Origin of the sequence: Agrobacterium larrymoorei (genome assembly GCF_013322225.1) — a bacterium.
Taxonomy (GTDB): domain Bacteria; phylum Pseudomonadota; class Alphaproteobacteria; order Rhizobiales; family Rhizobiaceae; genus Agrobacterium; species Agrobacterium larrymoorei_A.
Genome location: NZ_JAAMFB010000030.1, coordinates 48,992 through 62,741 on the forward strand (window position 1 = coordinate 48,992; position 13,750 = coordinate 62,741).

Here is a 13,750-nt window from a genome sequence, read left to right on the forward strand (position 1 = left end):
GATATGGCTCCGGTTTCAGGAAAGGCGCGGGGCAGGCGATGTGCCCCGCCACCAACGTCAGTTCTTGGATGGGATACGTGCAACCATACGCAGGGAGGTCGTCAGTTCTTCCATCTGCAACCATGGACGCATCCAGGCTACGGCATTGTAGGAACCCGGCTTGCCCGGTACTTCCTGCACCGTTACCTTCGCTTCACGCAGTGGGTATTTTGCGCGGCTTTCCTCGCCTGCTTCGTCATTTGCGTTGACATAGTTGGAGATCCAGCGGTTCAGCCAGACTTCGCAATCGGAAGCCTCCATGAAGGAGCCGATCTTGTCGCGACCCATCACCTTGAGATAATGCGCAAAGCGGGAGGTCGCCATGATGTATGGCAGGCGGGCGGAGACTGCGGCATTCGCAGTGGCTTCGGGTCGGTCATAAAGCTTGGGCTTATGGGCAGTCTGTGCGCCGAAGAATACTGCGTAATCGGTGTTTTTGTAATGGCAGAGTGGCAGGAAGCCGAGCTTTCCGAGTTCCGCGTCGCGTCGGTCGGTAATGCCGACTTCCGTCGGGCATTTGAGGTCGAGATCGCCATCATCGCTCGAAAAGACATGCATCGGTAGATTTTCTACCTTGCCGCCGTTTTCCGCGCCACGAATTGCCGTGCACCAGCCGTATTTGGCAAAGGCATCGGTCAACTTTGTCCCCATCACGTAAGACGCGTTCATCCAGCAATATTCATCATGCTGAAGATCGCCATTTGGCGAACCCTTGGTCTCGTCATATCCGAATTCGTCGACCGGGTTTGTCTTGGGGCCGTAGGGCATGCGGGCCAAAACGCGCGGCAGCGCCAGCGTAACGAAACGGGAATCGTCGCTTTCGCGGAAACTGCGCCACTTGGCATATTCCACCGTGTCGAAAATCTTTTCGAGATCGCGCGGACGAGCGAGATCACGGTAATCGTCAAAGCCGAACATGCGAGGGCTTGCGGCCGAAATGAACGGCGCGAAGGCCGCTGCGGCGATGGAAGAGACGCCCTGAAGCATCTGTACGTCATCGAATGAGTTGTCGAATTCATAGTCACCGATGATTGCACCAAGAGGTTCGCCACCCGGTGTACCAAATTCGTCTTCGTAGATGGCTTTGAACAGCCGCGACTGATCGAATTCCACTGCCTTTTCAAGGTCTCGACCGAGCTCGCGCTTGGTCGCGTTCATCACCCGGATCTTGAGGTTCACACTGGTTTCGGAATTCTTGACAAGGTAGTTCAGTCCGCGCCACGTGCCTTCAAGCTTGGCAAATTCGGGCGACTGCATGATTGCGGCGAGTTGCTCGGAAATCGTCTTGTCAAGCTCCGAAATCGCCCGATTGAGGGTCACGGTCAGGTTGCGGTCGTACTTTACCGTCCCTTTCAGCGCCTGATCAGTCAGCGTACGCAGCAGGTTCTGGGCCCGGTCCGGTTCAGTCTGGCGAGTGGCGGCGACGACTTTCGAAAGCAAGCCCTCTTCTGCGGTCGTGGCCTGTGCGTCATTTTTCAGCAGGCTTTCAGCGCTCATTTTTCAATCCTTCCACATGCGGCCAAAGCTTTCGCCGCTTGAATAGTAGAACTCCGCGTCACGGAGCGTTGGAATGGTCAGGACTATTCAGCCTTGCCGTTCTTGTCCTTGAGTTCGGAAACCAGCGTCGCAAGGTCGGTCTTGTTTTGAAGAATATCTTCCAGCATCCGCTCGAGATCTTCTGAACGATCTGCCTTTGAAAGCAGGTCACGCAGTTCGTTGCGCGCATCGAGCAGTGCTTTGAGGGCCGGAACCTGCTGTACGACCGAGCCAGGTTCGAAATCTTCCATGCTTTCAAATTTGAGGTTGACCTGCATGTCAGTACCGTCCTTTTGCAGCGTGTTCGGTACGGCAATGTTCAGGCCCGGCGTCATCCGACGCATCACTTCGTCGAAATTGTCACGGTCGACCTGAACGAATTTGCGCTCGCCAAATGGCTTTAGCGGCTGTGTCGGGTTGCCGGAAAAATCACCCAGCACGCCTACGACAAATGGCAGTTCCTTCACTACCATCGCGCCCTCGGTCTCTACTTCGTACTTGATATGAACACGCGGTTTGCGAACCCGCTCCAGCTTTTCGTGTACGCTCGCCATTTAAACCTCCTTCATGCCATCAGGCATTTTTTAAAACTGTTGCAGAGGGCTTCCTCCGCGATTCGACTACTTTCCGTTATTGTCTCCGGCAGGGTTTATGCCCGCCGCCGTCAGAACTGCGTTTCGGACTTGGGCTTCGGGTAGAAGCTCTGCCAGCAGTTCAGAAAAATCCATGCGCCCCCGACGAACCAGCGTTTCAATCGCCAATGAAATGGGTGAGTGCGGTTCTGTACGGCGAAAGTAACGCGCAACTATAAGAAGAGTTTCAAACGCTTCGTCGCGTGACGCGATTCCTTCTGGGATTCGTGCCGGACTCTGTATCGGTGATTGCCCTGCGACTGTTGTGCCGATCTCGGCGGGAACAGGTGTCGAAACATCCGCCTGCTCGATATCTCGCCCACCCAGAGCGCGGATCGCAGCAGCGACCTCGATCAGAACGTTTCTTATGTTGGAGCTAGGCGGCGCAAACTGGCTGCAGCGCTCGGTGATGATAGCCATTACCCGGTCGAAAGTGGTGAGGCACGCATTTACATTGGCAAGGTGTTCAGACATGGCAGCGACACCAGCCTCGGAGGCGGCACGATAAATCTCTTCCTTGCGTTTGCTTTCATTAGGGCGTTGCGCCAGCTGGAAGTCCCATAGACTGTGCTCACCATATTTACTGGTCGGAATAAGCGAGGTGAGCCGTAGTGGTTGAACCAGCGTTCCCTCACTTCCGATTCCATTCAATCCGGCAAAAGGCGCAAATTTTTCTTCTTCGTCTTCATCGCTGATAGAGCGAACGGATTCCCAGTGGTTGCAGAAAATGTCCTCGCAAATTTCGTAAACTTCACGCAGACCGGGAAACCCCTCCAGCCGCAATTTCGCTTCGGTAAGCCACGCCAATATTTCGACGTCCTTGCTTTTGTTATATATAATTTGCAATCCGAGATTGCTAACATCATTCCAGTTGCTCGGCACCCATAGAACTTCTTGAGGTGATATAGTGCGTTCTTCTGCACGAGCCTGGTTACGTTCGTCCTTAATTCTATAGTATGTCTCGCGCGTTGTTTGGTTGTTGCGAATGTTTTCTCCGCAATCTCCAGAATATTCTATTTTTCTTACAGCCAAATTCGCGGTCAAAGACAGTCTAGCTCCAATAAAATGTAATACTTTTATGACGTTTCTTACGTAACGTAAGGTGAGTTTCTTACGCCACGTCAAGCTATTCAGTAAACAGACTTAGTGTAAATGTGTCTAAATTGAGGCGTCTTGTGGTTGAGCTATTGAAATAAAAAAGCAACTTTAGGCTAGACAATCACGGTTTCATGTTCTTAGTTATGCCACGTAACGTTGTGAAATGATCTCAGACGGAGGCTTTCGGCATGCCGCATATCGATCTCAACCGCCTTGTGGAAGCGCTTGAGCCAGAGCTGCGTGTGGCATTGGAAGCGTCCGCGTCGATTGCAGTTCGTCGTGGTCATCGTTATGTCGATATCGCCCACTGGCTGTATTCGGTTGTAGAGTCAGGCGTTTATTCGAGCGTTCTGGATGAGCTCGAAATTCCTTTGACTGTATTCGCGAAAGAAATAGACCGCAGTCTCGATGAGGCTGTTATAGGCGACGGCGAGGCCGTTTCGCTTTCTCAAAACATTCTCGCGGTCGGTAGAGAAGCCTGGCTGCTCGCATCACTGGAGGCGGGAAGGGATCGTGTCGTGCTGGCAGACCTGCTGCTGGCATTGGATGACGAGCCGTCTCTTCGTGCGTTTTCCCGTTCGGCTTTTCCGTCGCTGAAAAACATGAACCGTTCTGCGCTCGACAGGTTGCGTAAAGAGGCTGCGGTAACTGCCTCGGCGTCGGATCAAGGCGGCAAGACTGCCTCGAGTGGTCAGGCAGGCGCAGACCAGAACGATTTCTTGAGACTTTACACGCAGGACATGACCGCTGATGCCCGTGGTGGAAAGATCGACCGCGTAATCGGGCGTGACGACGAGTTGCGGCAGATGGTTGATATCCTAACCCGACGCCGACAGAACAATCCTATTCTCGTGGGCGAGGCGGGAGTAGGCAAAACTGCGGTTGCCGAAGCGCTGGCGTTGGAGATCGTCTCTGGCAACGTGCCGGAAAAATTACGAAACGTGCGCCTTTTATCGCTCGACCTGTCACTACTTCAGGCCGGAGCGGGTGTTAAGGGCGAGTTCGAGCGACGGCTCCATGGCGTCATCGATGCGGTTAAACGCTCGGCTGATCCCATCATTCTTTTCATTGATGAAGCGCATGGCATGATTGGTGCCGGTGGTGTCGCGGGCCAAGGCGATGCGGCCAATATCTTGAAGCCTGCTTTAGCGCGTGGCGAGGTTCGTACCGTCGCGGCCACGACGTGGGCAGAGTACAAGAAGTATTTTGAAAAAGACGCGGCGTTGACGCGGCGTTTCCAGCCTGTGCATGTGCGTGAACCGGACGAAATCACCGCGATCCGCATGTTGCGCGGTGTGGCAGATACCTTCGTAAAGCATCATGATGTTGTCATTCGCGATGAAGCTATCGTCGCCGCTGTCCAGCTATCCGCGCGCTACATGCCCGCACGCCAATTGCCTGACAAGGCCGTCAGCCTCATGGACACTGCTTCCGCAGCCGTCTCGCTTGCCCGTCAGACGCTGCCCGAGCGGCTGCGCGCGATGGAGGCAGAGCAGCAGTTGTTTTCGGAGGAGTTGACATGGTTGCAGCGAGAGCCTGCAGACGACGAGATCGCAAAGCGAATTGACGCAATTCGGGCGGAGCTCGAAAAGCTGGAATCGCAGATATCTGGCATTCGTCTTCGCTATGAGGCCGAGATGGCGGAGATATCCGGATCAGAAGCGCCCGAGGCTTCGGATGGTGACGCGTCCAACGTGGAAACGCTCCGCCCGCTAACGCACGTGCCAGCGAACGCCTCGGAAAAGCTCGTCCCGACCGTGGTCGACCGAGAGGTCATCGCCGCAGTGGTATCGCGCTGGACAGGCATTCCTCTTGGAAAGCTGCTCGCGGACCAGATCGAAAGCGCTCGGACACTTGATGAGCGAATGAAGCAACGGGTTATCGGGCAGGATCTGGCAATCGGCCACATCGCTGATGCTATGCGCGCCGCGCGCGCTGGACTTTCCGATCCGCGCCGCCCGCCCGCCGTCTTCCTTCTCGTCGGCATGTCCGGCACAGGCAAGACCGAGACGGCGCTTTCGCTGGCTGACCTTCTTTATGGCGGCAATAGTCATCTCACCACCATCAACATGTCCGAGTTCAAGGAAGAGCATAAGGTTTCTCTGCTGCTTGGTTCGCCTCCCGGTTATGTCGGCTACGGCGAAGGTGGTGTATTGACGGAGGCGGTTCGACGTCGTCCATTCGGCGTGCTTTTGCTGGATGAGATCGACAAGGCGCATCCCGGCGTTCAGGACATCTTCTACCAGGTGTTCGACAAGGGAGTTCTGCGTGATGGCGAGGGCCGTGATGTCGACTTCAAGAACACCACCATTTTCCTGACGGCGAATACCGGATCGGAACTGTTGACGGCGCTCGCAGCAGATCCGGACACGATGCCTGAAGGCGAGGCGCTCGAGGCACTGTTGATGCCGGAACTCGCCAAGCAATTCAAACCCGCCTTTCTTGGGCGCACGATCATCCTGCCCTTCATGCCGCTCGGTCCAGAGCAGCTTGCAAGGATCGTGGATATCCAGATCGGTAAAATCAAAGAGCGGGTTCTTGCGACCTACGGCGCGGAGCTCGTCATGTCAGACGAAGCCTGTGCGGCCTTGGTCGCGAGGGCGGGCTCAAGCGAAATTGGCGCTCGCGCCATAGAGATCATGATCGGCAAGGACCTCCTGCCACCTCTTTCCAGCTTCTTCCTCGAAAAGGTCATTGCTGGCGAAAAGGTGCGCAACGTCACTGTTGATTTTGATGGGGATCGGTTCGGCGTTCGCGCCGAGGCGGCAGGGGAAGCAGATGAATTCCCTCCAGGCGAAAAGGCTGGAGTGAATGAAGTTGCCGCGTCGGAAGGGATTTCCCGACGCATGCGGCATTAGTTGAAAGGTCAACTCGGCTTCGAAGCAAGAGGCCATTTTTAGCTACAGGAGCATATAGCATGCCAATTTATTTGCAGATCGACGGCATCCAGGGTGACGCTACCCACGAGGAACATCGTAAGTGGATGGACATTGAGGCCCTTCACTGGAATGTGTCGCGCAACATGAACACATCGGCGGGTTCTGCTGCAAACCGCGAAGCTTCCGAACCAACGATCTCGGAAGTTATTCTCACCAAGGTTAGCGATTCCTCTTCGACCAAGCTGTTCAGCGAAGCCTGCGCTGGCCGTACCGGCAAGCTTGCGACGATCCATCTGGTGACTACCGGCAATCCGGGCAACACCTACATCCAGTATCTTCTGACAAACACGCTTATCGCCAGCTACTCGGTCGATTCCAGCGGTGACCGTCCAGTAGAGACAATCAAGCTCAACTTCACCAAGCTGGAAGTGAAGTACATTCCTGCAGACGATAACAACTCGCAGCAGTCGCCAATGATCGCATCTTACGATCTGGCAACAACTAAGGCTGCCTAACCATCCTGCGATCCGGCGCCGGGCAACCGCGCCGGATCGTATCGTTTGTTTTTTTGATCTGGGAATATAGCTATGCCGAATTTTGCCGTATCCACGCGAACGTTTTCTGTAAGGCCCGTAAAGCAGGACGAAATTGTTCCTGTCCAGACCATGCGCCGGGGTCCCGATTCTTCCTACCAGTCGCTTCCCGATGGGCCTCGTCAATACAATGCACGCCTGGCAGTCGGAGGTGCCCGCGCCGCGGTCGTCAGTCAGGCTATGGGCATGGCAAATGAGCACTCTTTGTCGGTTTGGCTAAAGAAGTGGCTGGACGTCAATGAAACGAAAATCCAGGAAGCCTTGCTGAGCAACGGTCATTCAGCCTTCGCTCTTCAGGTCAATTACGCTGTCGGCAATTCCTTTGGCAACAGGATGTTTATGTCGAGAGATATCTACCTCCTCGGCACTGTCCCCACGAAAGCAGATATCGGCACCATTCTCACCAACGAGCTTATGTTCGGTCCCAAGGTGGATGCGGTTCCAAATAACGCGACGAAATTCCAGTACGCCTATCTCGTTGGAGAGCGTCTTTGAACGCTTCAGACGTTAGGGTCGCCAGGATAATTGAACATCATGCGAAGTGATGGAGACAACTTCATGACTGAACAGCCATCTTCGTCTGACTTCGTCCAGGCAAGCCGCGTCCTCAAGGTCAAGTCGCCGCTTGGTGAAGACCAGCTTCTGCCAGAGCGCGTGGTGGTCAATGAGGGCGTCTCTCAGCTCTTCGAGATCCAACTCAGCGTCCGCGCCAAGAAGGAAGCCGTCAAGCCCGAAGAATTGATCGGGCGTCTGGTCGATGTCTCGGTCGAGGTTCAACAGGGCGATGGCGAAGACGGCAGCGGCATCCGCCGCCCATTCAACGGTCTGGTTACGGAGCTTCACGAAGGCCCACCGATCACCCGTGGCCTGCGCTCCTATGCGATTACCATCCGTCCGCAGATGTGGCTGCTATCACGGCGCTCCGACTGCCGCATCTGGATGAACAAGACGACGGTCGAGATTGCCGAGACGCTGTTTTCCGAACACAGCATTCCGGCACCGGACACTTCCGGCATCATCGCCCCTCCGCCCGCGCAAGGGTACAGTGTGCAATGGAACGAAACGGATCTGGACTATCTCCTACGCCGTTTCGAAGAGGATGGGCTCTTCTACTTTTTTAGCCATGAGGACGGGTCTCACAAGCTCCATGTGGCCGATGGCGCCAATGGCTGGCTGGGGCCTTCACCATCCGCTCAAGGTGAAGGCAAGGTAAGACTGGCACAAGGCTCGTCGGATCGCAACCACATCAATGACTGGGCGCGCCGCTTTTCCTACGTGCCGGGCCAGCGCGCCGGTGCCGACTGGAACTTCGAAACGCCCTCGATGGTACCGGGCTCGATGACCCCGTCTCTGGTGCAGATGCCGGATGCGACCAAGCGCGAGCTTTACGAATATCCCTCCCGCATCAAGACCGTAGAAGAGGCCGAACGAGCGCAGAAGCTGAGAGTACAGGCCACCGAAGCCGATCACGACCGCGTCTTCGGCGGATCGACCTCGCGCACTCTCGAAGCCGGTCGCCGCTTCACCCCATACGAGGTGGCGCATCCCAAGCATGAATATGAAGAGCATGTGATCATCCGGGCAAGCCACACCATCGTGGATCGCTCCTATGAAACCAACAGCAACGAACCGGAATACCGCAACCAATTCGAGGCGATCCCCGCCCGCGTACCGCTGACGCCGCACCGAAAAACGAAGCGCCCGCGCATCGAAGGCACGCAGGTAGCGATTGTTGCTGGCCCGGAGGGAGAAGAAATCCATCCGGATCAATATGGCCGCATCAAGCTGTGGTTCCCATGGGACCGCAAGGCAAAGAAAGATGGCACCGATACGTGCTGGGTTCGGGTCGCCCAAAACTGGGCAGGCTCCACCTGGGGCGGGCAAATCATTCCCCGTATTGGCATGGAGGTGATGGTCGCGTTTGTCGATGGTGACCCGGACCGGCCGCTGGTGACGGGGGTAGTGCCGAATGCGAAGCAAATGGTACCGTATGAATTGCCTGCAAATAAGACGAGAAGCGTATTCCGGACCAATACCTACAAAGGCGTGGGTTACAATGAGCTACGATTTGAAGACAAAAAAGATGACGAAGAGATATTTATTCATGCAGAAAAAAACTTTTCGTCTGTCACGAAAAACAATCACATTTCATATGTATTGGGCGGCTTAAGCTCAATTGTAAGAAGAAACGCAAATTATAATTATCAAAATTCTAAAACTGAGACAGTGAGAGGTACATATACGGAGAGCGTAGGATACGAAAAAAATGAATCGCCATATCTTCCTTTTTCTGTGGCGCATATGCAATTAGATGGCGAGCCGAATTTTGACAATTCAACGGCAAGTAAACTTTCTTATGTTCGTGGATCTTACGTTCAGCATGCTGGTAACAATATACAATTTTCATCGGCTAATGATATCGGGTTCATTGCTGAAAGACGATTCAAGTCGAAAAGCCTCAACTTCGACGTTCATGCGTCAAAAAAAATGTCTATCACTTCTGAGCAGTTTACAATCATTGACAGCTTGGGGGATATTCGGATTGGCAACGAAAGATGCAAGATAATATTGAAGAAAAATGGAAATATAGAAATAAAGGCAGATGGAATTGTTTCAATAAATGGTAGTAAAATAGAGTTAAACTGAGAGGTCATAAAAATGGATATTAATGATTTTCTCTCGTTTGACGGCAAAGAACTTTTAAATGGTTATAGTAAGGATACCGTTTCATATCGTCCACTAGATTTATCACGTGCTAATGAAAAGGCGTTAAAGGCGATTTACGACTTATTCGTCGATTATTTTTCCAACAATGGGGTGGGATTTAAAAAATCTGCTTTTTACGGTTACGATATACATGGTGTGTTAGGCGCTTGGCACTACTGTTACGCGATTAATTTCATAGAACAATTTGATCCAGAGCAAGCCGCGGCTTGCGACGAGGTAAATACCAATTTCTTCTGGCAGCCGCCACTTATTCATTATGACGTTGTTAAAGAATACTTCAAAGCACCTTTCGAAGAAGGTGAAAATCCAGCTCTATGGAGCTACGGTACACTTAAAGAAAGTATGCGTAGGAATGGAGAGAAACCTAAAGCTCTAGCCGGAATGTCTTTCGATGATCTAATTAAAGCTGCGGATGCTATAAGCGAACTTAGAGGCTACGTCCAGTTGGGTAATAAAACCAATAGTTACGCAGCAACAGCCGCTGGAATTATTGCTATAGCAGCAGCAAAAAAAGCACTAGGAGTTGCAGGTGTTATTTGGGGGCAGACAGATAATTTGTTGGGAATAATTGAGAAAGCGTTCGAAGAGGAAATTTTGCGTCGAATCGATGCAAAAGCAAACGACGAGTTGGATGAAGCGTATTTTAGGTCAAGAGCCCAACTGTTGGGGCTGAAAAATCTGAGACTAGAGATAGGCGCGCGATGATGTATGTTTTTAGGTTCCTATGGAATAATGCGATAAGAATATGCTGCTTTTTTTTCATCATTTATGTCGGGGTTGCGGCTTTTGATTTCGCTTTAACTATGTGGCGTGTACATCAATGTCCGGCGAATGAAGATTTAAGCGCACTTCCCGCGTCTTATATTAAGGTTATAAGATTGGCTGAAAGCGAGAACCCTGCCGATATTGCTTCAGCGGCAGAATTGCTTTACGAAGATCGCTTTGTGTCTGATTCAGACACAGAATTAGGCTTTAGAAATCTCTGTTTAGCTGAGGATTTTAGACGAATTGCTGCAAGACTTGGTGACGAAACATCGCGAGAATGGCTGGTTAAATTTTATGGCCAACAGAATTTTCCAGTTGTCGGAAACCAATCCTACTTCAACCCTTGCGAGGCGATGGCTTGGAAGACCTACAAAGTTGGTAAGGATTTACCCGAAAAGGGTCTTCGGTTAACAAAATACTTTTACAATAACTCATGCACGCTTCCTCACTTATGGGATGGCTCTGACAGAATAAAATTTGAAGCCGCTCTAAACTGCATCAACAAAAACAGGGCTTAGTTTAAATGCCCCAAGCCCACCGCCGTACTGACATAGGCTCCGGCCACTCATGTCACTTTCCGCCCACGCTTGCGACCGGCGGAAGTCCAAACGTGTTCGTCAACAACAAGCCATTGATGCGCGTGGGTGACGCTTACGTGCCGCATGGCTGCCCGGTCTGCCCTGAACCTGCCCATGGACGCAAGCTTGCTGCTGGCTCCTCGACCGTCTTCATCAACGGCAAGCCTGCCGGTCGCATTGGTGATGCGATTGATTGCGGTGGTCAGGCACAAACGGGCTCTCCCAATGTGTTCATCGGTGATGATGGAGGATCCGGCTCTGGTGGTGCGGGCGGTACGGATTGCCAGAAGAGCATGTCCTCTCAGTCCATGCCGATGGTTCGAGGGTGAGTGATGCGAACTGTTGCCAGTGACGAGCGCGAATTGTCTTCAGTCGCTCAGGCGTTGTTGAGCACGGTTTCGGAGCTTGTCTCGGATGCAGACAAGCGCGTCTACGCCGTTATGGACGGCGCTCAATTCAACGATTTGCCAAGTCTGTTAAAGCATATCAACGTTTCTCATCGGCCGCTTTATCGCCATGCTGGTGGTGACTATTCCGTCATTCTTGGTGGTCCCTGGCTGATAGACCCTTATCAGCCTGCTATGCCAAGGCAGGATGGTGAGCCGCTCTTCGATCATGACGGCGCCGACATGTCCGACGAAGAGTTGGCGCAGCGCTCTGCCGCCTTGTCCGAGCGGATGGTGTCTTCCTTGAATGGCGGTGATTTGACGGGTGGCGGGATGTTGCCAGTGAACGAAGCAGATCCGTCAACTGTTATCTCTCGCCTTCGCAACCTGGTGCAGTTGAATGATGGCAAACCAGCGCTTGTTTTCTGGTGCGGTGATGAAAAGCTCTCCGCTGAAGAGCTTTATCGGCATCTTCGTGGCCTTAACAGAATACTCGTCCCTAGAGTTTGGAGAGACAGTCCCGCATCCGTTGACGGCCCCCGCGTCACCAACGAAGTGGAATTTGCTGCGGCTGGTGATGGTTCGTCCTCCGAAAACGAACAAGCAGCCAGCGGCGAGCTGGTGATATTCCGGCACGCCGACGCCAACGTCATGATGCAAACTATCCCCGCGTTGAACGAGATACAGGTCGCGCGCCTTTTTGGACCGACCTCCAGCATCATCTTCGCGCCAGATGAGGCTTGGGGTGGCGGAGTAAAGAGAGCCCGTAGAGGCAGCGATCTTGTATCGCATAGAGGTTTTCTGACGCTTGATCGTGATGCTATGGCAGCAATGAGTGCGTCTCGGTTAGAAGTCTCTCGCAAACGGGTTATGGCATATCTCCGCGACACCGACCCTGAGAACAATAATCTGTCTGATGCTGAACTGCGCAAGAAAGTCGTGTTCTACGAGGCGCATGGCCAGGAACTCGGTCTTCGCTCTGAACGCGCGCATGGACAGTGGGCATTTCTTATGTCGTCGTCCAACGGTGCGATAGGCGATGAGCACGAGATAACGTCAGCTCTCAGGTCTTCTCGTGATGCCGATCAGACGCTTGACCAGATCATGGATGCGATGGTGAAAATCGGGCAGGCTGAACTATCCGGCAAACGTGTGTTAGGGAGTGCTTGATGGCTCTGCCGCTTGCTATACCTGCCGTTATCGGCCTCGGTCGTCTTGCCATGCTTGGCTATCGCGCGTACCAGGGTTACCGGGCAGTCCGCACGGCTCAAGTTGCAACTGCGGCGGCGGAAGCTGCCATCGCTGCAGAACGGGCGAGAAAAGCAGCACAGCTCGCGCAAGCAGCGTCTATGGCAAATCAGCTCGCTCAAACGAGAGCGCGCGACGAACCCTGTGATGATTGCCCATGTCAGCGTACAGTCACCATTTCCCGTACAGCATCGCCGCAGGCCGCTCAACATATTGTTGATGCACAGACAGCTGGAAAACCAAGCGTTTTAACGCTGGATAGGCCCGGAACCGACGCAAGACGGGCGGCTTCATTGCGTGGTATACCTACGAAGCCTGGTATGGACCGAGATGAATATCCACCAGCAACCTTTGCAGAAGGTGGTGTCGGTGCTAGCGTGAGGCACATTCCTCGAAGCGATAACAGAAGTGCCGGGGGACAATTGGGAGCGCAGCTGGCAGGTGTTCCTGAAGGATGCAAAATTACGATGGTGGTAGGCCCATGATGATCGCTGAATTTCCGCTAACGGTTCTATATACGCAAGTTGTTGTTCATCTTGCTGATCTGCCTCGTCCTGGGTTGCTGTGGGATGATGAGCATGTCGATCAAGGATTTGCGTGGTCGGAAGGAATTGTCAGTTTCGGCGTTCCCGATCACGACGGGCAATGCTTTCTTAGAATAGACTTGGCTGAGGATTTCGATCTTGATCCAAAAACTGAGTGGGCGGTTCAGACCCCCTTTGATGTAACTCAGATCTTAAAAATCGGCACAATAGCGAATATGCGTGATGTCGTGGTTCCGAATGGTCTTTATAATGTTGTTTTTGAGGCTCTTCCTGGCACGAGCGCTCCAATTGAAGGAACGGCTTATCTTCTTTCGATGAAGTTCATCAAGTCTAGTGAGCCTTCTTTTGAGATTTTAAAACAGGGTTTGGAATTGGCGACCGACAAAGTTCTCCGTCGCGAGGCTCAACGCGCTTAGCTTGATGGAACATTAGCTATTTTGAAGCTAGTCCTGGGACATGGACTCATTAGTTGATGCAATACCTATCCTCGTCGCGGCAAGTTTGAGTGCTGCGAGTAATTGTCCGCGCGCCACACTCATGCGTCGCTAGTCCACGCATTTGAATGATACGGTTGAAGAAGCGCTCCACGCAATTGCGATAACGGTAGACCCCGCGGCGAGTAGTCCGTTTCCCCGGGAGCCTGGAAAGCAGCCCGATGAGTATCCACCTGCAATGTTTTTAGAGCGCAGAGCTTGTGCGAGCGTTAGAAATGTGACTGCCGGTG

Annotated in this window: 13 protein-coding genes; 10 read left to right on the forward strand and 3 right to left on the reverse strand. The window is 53.0% G+C overall.

The window, feature by feature from the left end:
- Positions 1 to 57: 57 nt before the first annotated feature.
- The 3 genes from tssC to tssA all read right to left on the reverse strand — a co-directional run bounded on the left by tssC (position 58) and on the right by tssA (position 3,251).
- Entirely contained in the window at positions 58 to 1,536 is a 1,479-nt protein-coding gene (tssC, locus tag G6L28_RS18545; protein WP_174065344.1) for a type VI secretion system contractile sheath large subunit, read from the reverse strand.
- Between the two features lie 83 nt (positions 1,537 to 1,619).
- Positions 1,620 to 2,129, reverse strand: coding sequence for a type VI secretion system contractile sheath small subunit (gene tssB / locus G6L28_RS18550; protein WP_174065351.1), 510 nt, complete (start codon positions 2,127 to 2,129; stop codon positions 1,620 to 1,622).
- A 66-nt stretch (positions 2,130 to 2,195) separates the two neighbouring features.
- A complete protein-coding gene (gene tssA / locus G6L28_RS18555) occupies positions 2,196 to 3,251 on the reverse strand; it encodes a type VI secretion system protein TssA (RefSeq protein WP_234902641.1) in 1,056 nt (351 codons plus the stop codon).
- A 242-nt stretch (positions 3,252 to 3,493) separates the two neighbouring features.
- Between tssA and tssH the strand changes: the two genes are divergently transcribed.
- The 10 genes from tssH to comJ all read left to right on the forward strand — a co-directional run bounded on the left by tssH (position 3,494) and on the right by comJ (position 13,442).
- The gene (gene tssH, locus G6L28_RS18560) at positions 3,494 to 6,163 is read left to right on the forward strand and encodes a type VI secretion system ATPase TssH (RefSeq protein ID WP_174065353.1); all 2,670 of its coding nucleotides are present in this window, start codon (positions 3,494 to 3,496) and stop codon (positions 6,161 to 6,163) included.
- A 59-nt stretch (positions 6,164 to 6,222) separates the two neighbouring features.
- Positions 6,223 to 6,699: an Hcp family type VI secretion system effector gene (locus G6L28_RS18565; RefSeq protein ID WP_174065355.1), complete on the forward strand. Its 477-nt coding sequence runs from the start codon at positions 6,223 to 6,225 to the stop codon at positions 6,697 to 6,699.
- 72 nt (positions 6,700 to 6,771) lie between these two features.
- Positions 6,772 to 7,272 (forward strand): hypothetical protein, encoded by a 501-nt coding sequence (locus tag G6L28_RS18570; protein WP_174065357.1) that lies wholly within the window; start codon positions 6,772 to 6,774, stop codon positions 7,270 to 7,272.
- A gap of 63 nt (positions 7,273 to 7,335) precedes the next feature.
- A complete protein-coding gene (tssI, locus tag G6L28_RS18575) occupies positions 7,336 to 9,423 on the forward strand; it encodes a type VI secretion system tip protein TssI/VgrG (protein WP_174065365.1) in 2,088 nt (695 codons plus the stop codon).
- Positions 9,424 to 9,435: 12 nt separating this feature from the next.
- Positions 9,436 to 10,209 carry a hypothetical protein gene (locus G6L28_RS18580; RefSeq protein WP_174065368.1) on the forward strand — a complete coding sequence of 258 codons (774 nt, stop codon included), beginning with the start codon at positions 9,436 to 9,438 and terminating at the stop codon, positions 10,207 to 10,209.
- A 173-nt stretch (positions 10,210 to 10,382) separates the two neighbouring features.
- Positions 10,383 to 10,787 (forward strand): hypothetical protein, encoded by a 405-nt coding sequence (locus tag G6L28_RS18585; protein WP_174065369.1) that lies wholly within the window; start codon positions 10,383 to 10,385, stop codon positions 10,785 to 10,787.
- 5 nt (positions 10,788 to 10,792) lie between these two features.
- Positions 10,793 to 11,176 (forward strand): PAAR domain-containing protein, encoded by a 384-nt coding sequence (locus G6L28_RS18590; protein ID WP_174065371.1) that lies wholly within the window; start codon positions 10,793 to 10,795, stop codon positions 11,174 to 11,176.
- A 3-nt stretch (positions 11,177 to 11,179) separates the two neighbouring features.
- Entirely contained in the window at positions 11,180 to 12,403 is a 1,224-nt protein-coding gene (locus G6L28_RS18595) for a hypothetical protein (RefSeq protein WP_174065373.1), read from the forward strand.
- Between the two features lie 398 nt (positions 12,404 to 12,801).
- On the forward strand, positions 12,802 to 12,966 hold the full coding sequence (locus G6L28_RS23215; protein WP_425292692.1) for a NucA/NucB deoxyribonuclease domain-containing protein: 165 nt from the start codon (positions 12,802 to 12,804) through the stop codon (positions 12,964 to 12,966).
- Complete coding sequence (gene comJ, locus G6L28_RS18605) at positions 12,963 to 13,442, forward strand: competence protein ComJ (protein ID WP_174065375.1); 480 nt, start codon at positions 12,963 to 12,965, stop codon at positions 13,440 to 13,442. The genes G6L28_RS23215 and comJ overlap by 4 nt, the downstream gene beginning before the upstream one ends.
- Positions 13,443 to 13,750 lie beyond the last annotated feature (308 nt).

Excerpts from the sequence above, each read along its gene's own strand:
- tssC (WP_174065344.1), bottom strand. The coding sequence starts at position 1,536 with ATGAGCGCTGAAAGCCTGCTGAAAAATGACGCACAGGCCACGACCGCA.
- tssB (WP_174065351.1), bottom strand. The coding sequence starts at position 2,129 with ATGGCGAGCGTACACGAAAAGCTGGAGCGGGTTCGCAAACCGCGTGTT.
- tssH (WP_174065353.1), top strand. The coding sequence starts at position 3,494 with ATGCCGCATATCGATCTCAACCGCCTTGTGGAAGCGCTTGAGCCAGAG.
- G6L28_RS18565 (WP_174065355.1), top strand. The coding sequence starts at position 6,223 with ATGCCAATTTATTTGCAGATCGACGGCATCCAGGGTGACGCTACCCAC.
- G6L28_RS18570 (WP_174065357.1), top strand. The coding sequence starts at position 6,772 with ATGCCGAATTTTGCCGTATCCACGCGAACGTTTTCTGTAAGGCCCGTA.
- tssI (WP_174065365.1), top strand. The coding sequence starts at position 7,336 with ATGACTGAACAGCCATCTTCGTCTGACTTCGTCCAGGCAAGCCGCGTC.
- G6L28_RS18580 (WP_174065368.1), top strand. The coding sequence starts at position 9,436 with ATGGATATTAATGATTTTCTCTCGTTTGACGGCAAAGAACTTTTAAAT.
- G6L28_RS18590 (WP_174065371.1), top strand. The coding sequence starts at position 10,793 with ATGCCCCAAGCCCACCGCCGTACTGACATAGGCTCCGGCCACTCATGT.
- G6L28_RS18595 (WP_174065373.1), top strand. The coding sequence starts at position 11,180 with ATGCGAACTGTTGCCAGTGACGAGCGCGAATTGTCTTCAGTCGCTCAG.
- G6L28_RS23215 (WP_425292692.1), top strand. The coding sequence starts at position 12,802 with ATGGACCGAGATGAATATCCACCAGCAACCTTTGCAGAAGGTGGTGTC.
- comJ (WP_174065375.1), top strand. The coding sequence starts at position 12,963 with ATGATGATCGCTGAATTTCCGCTAACGGTTCTATATACGCAAGTTGTT.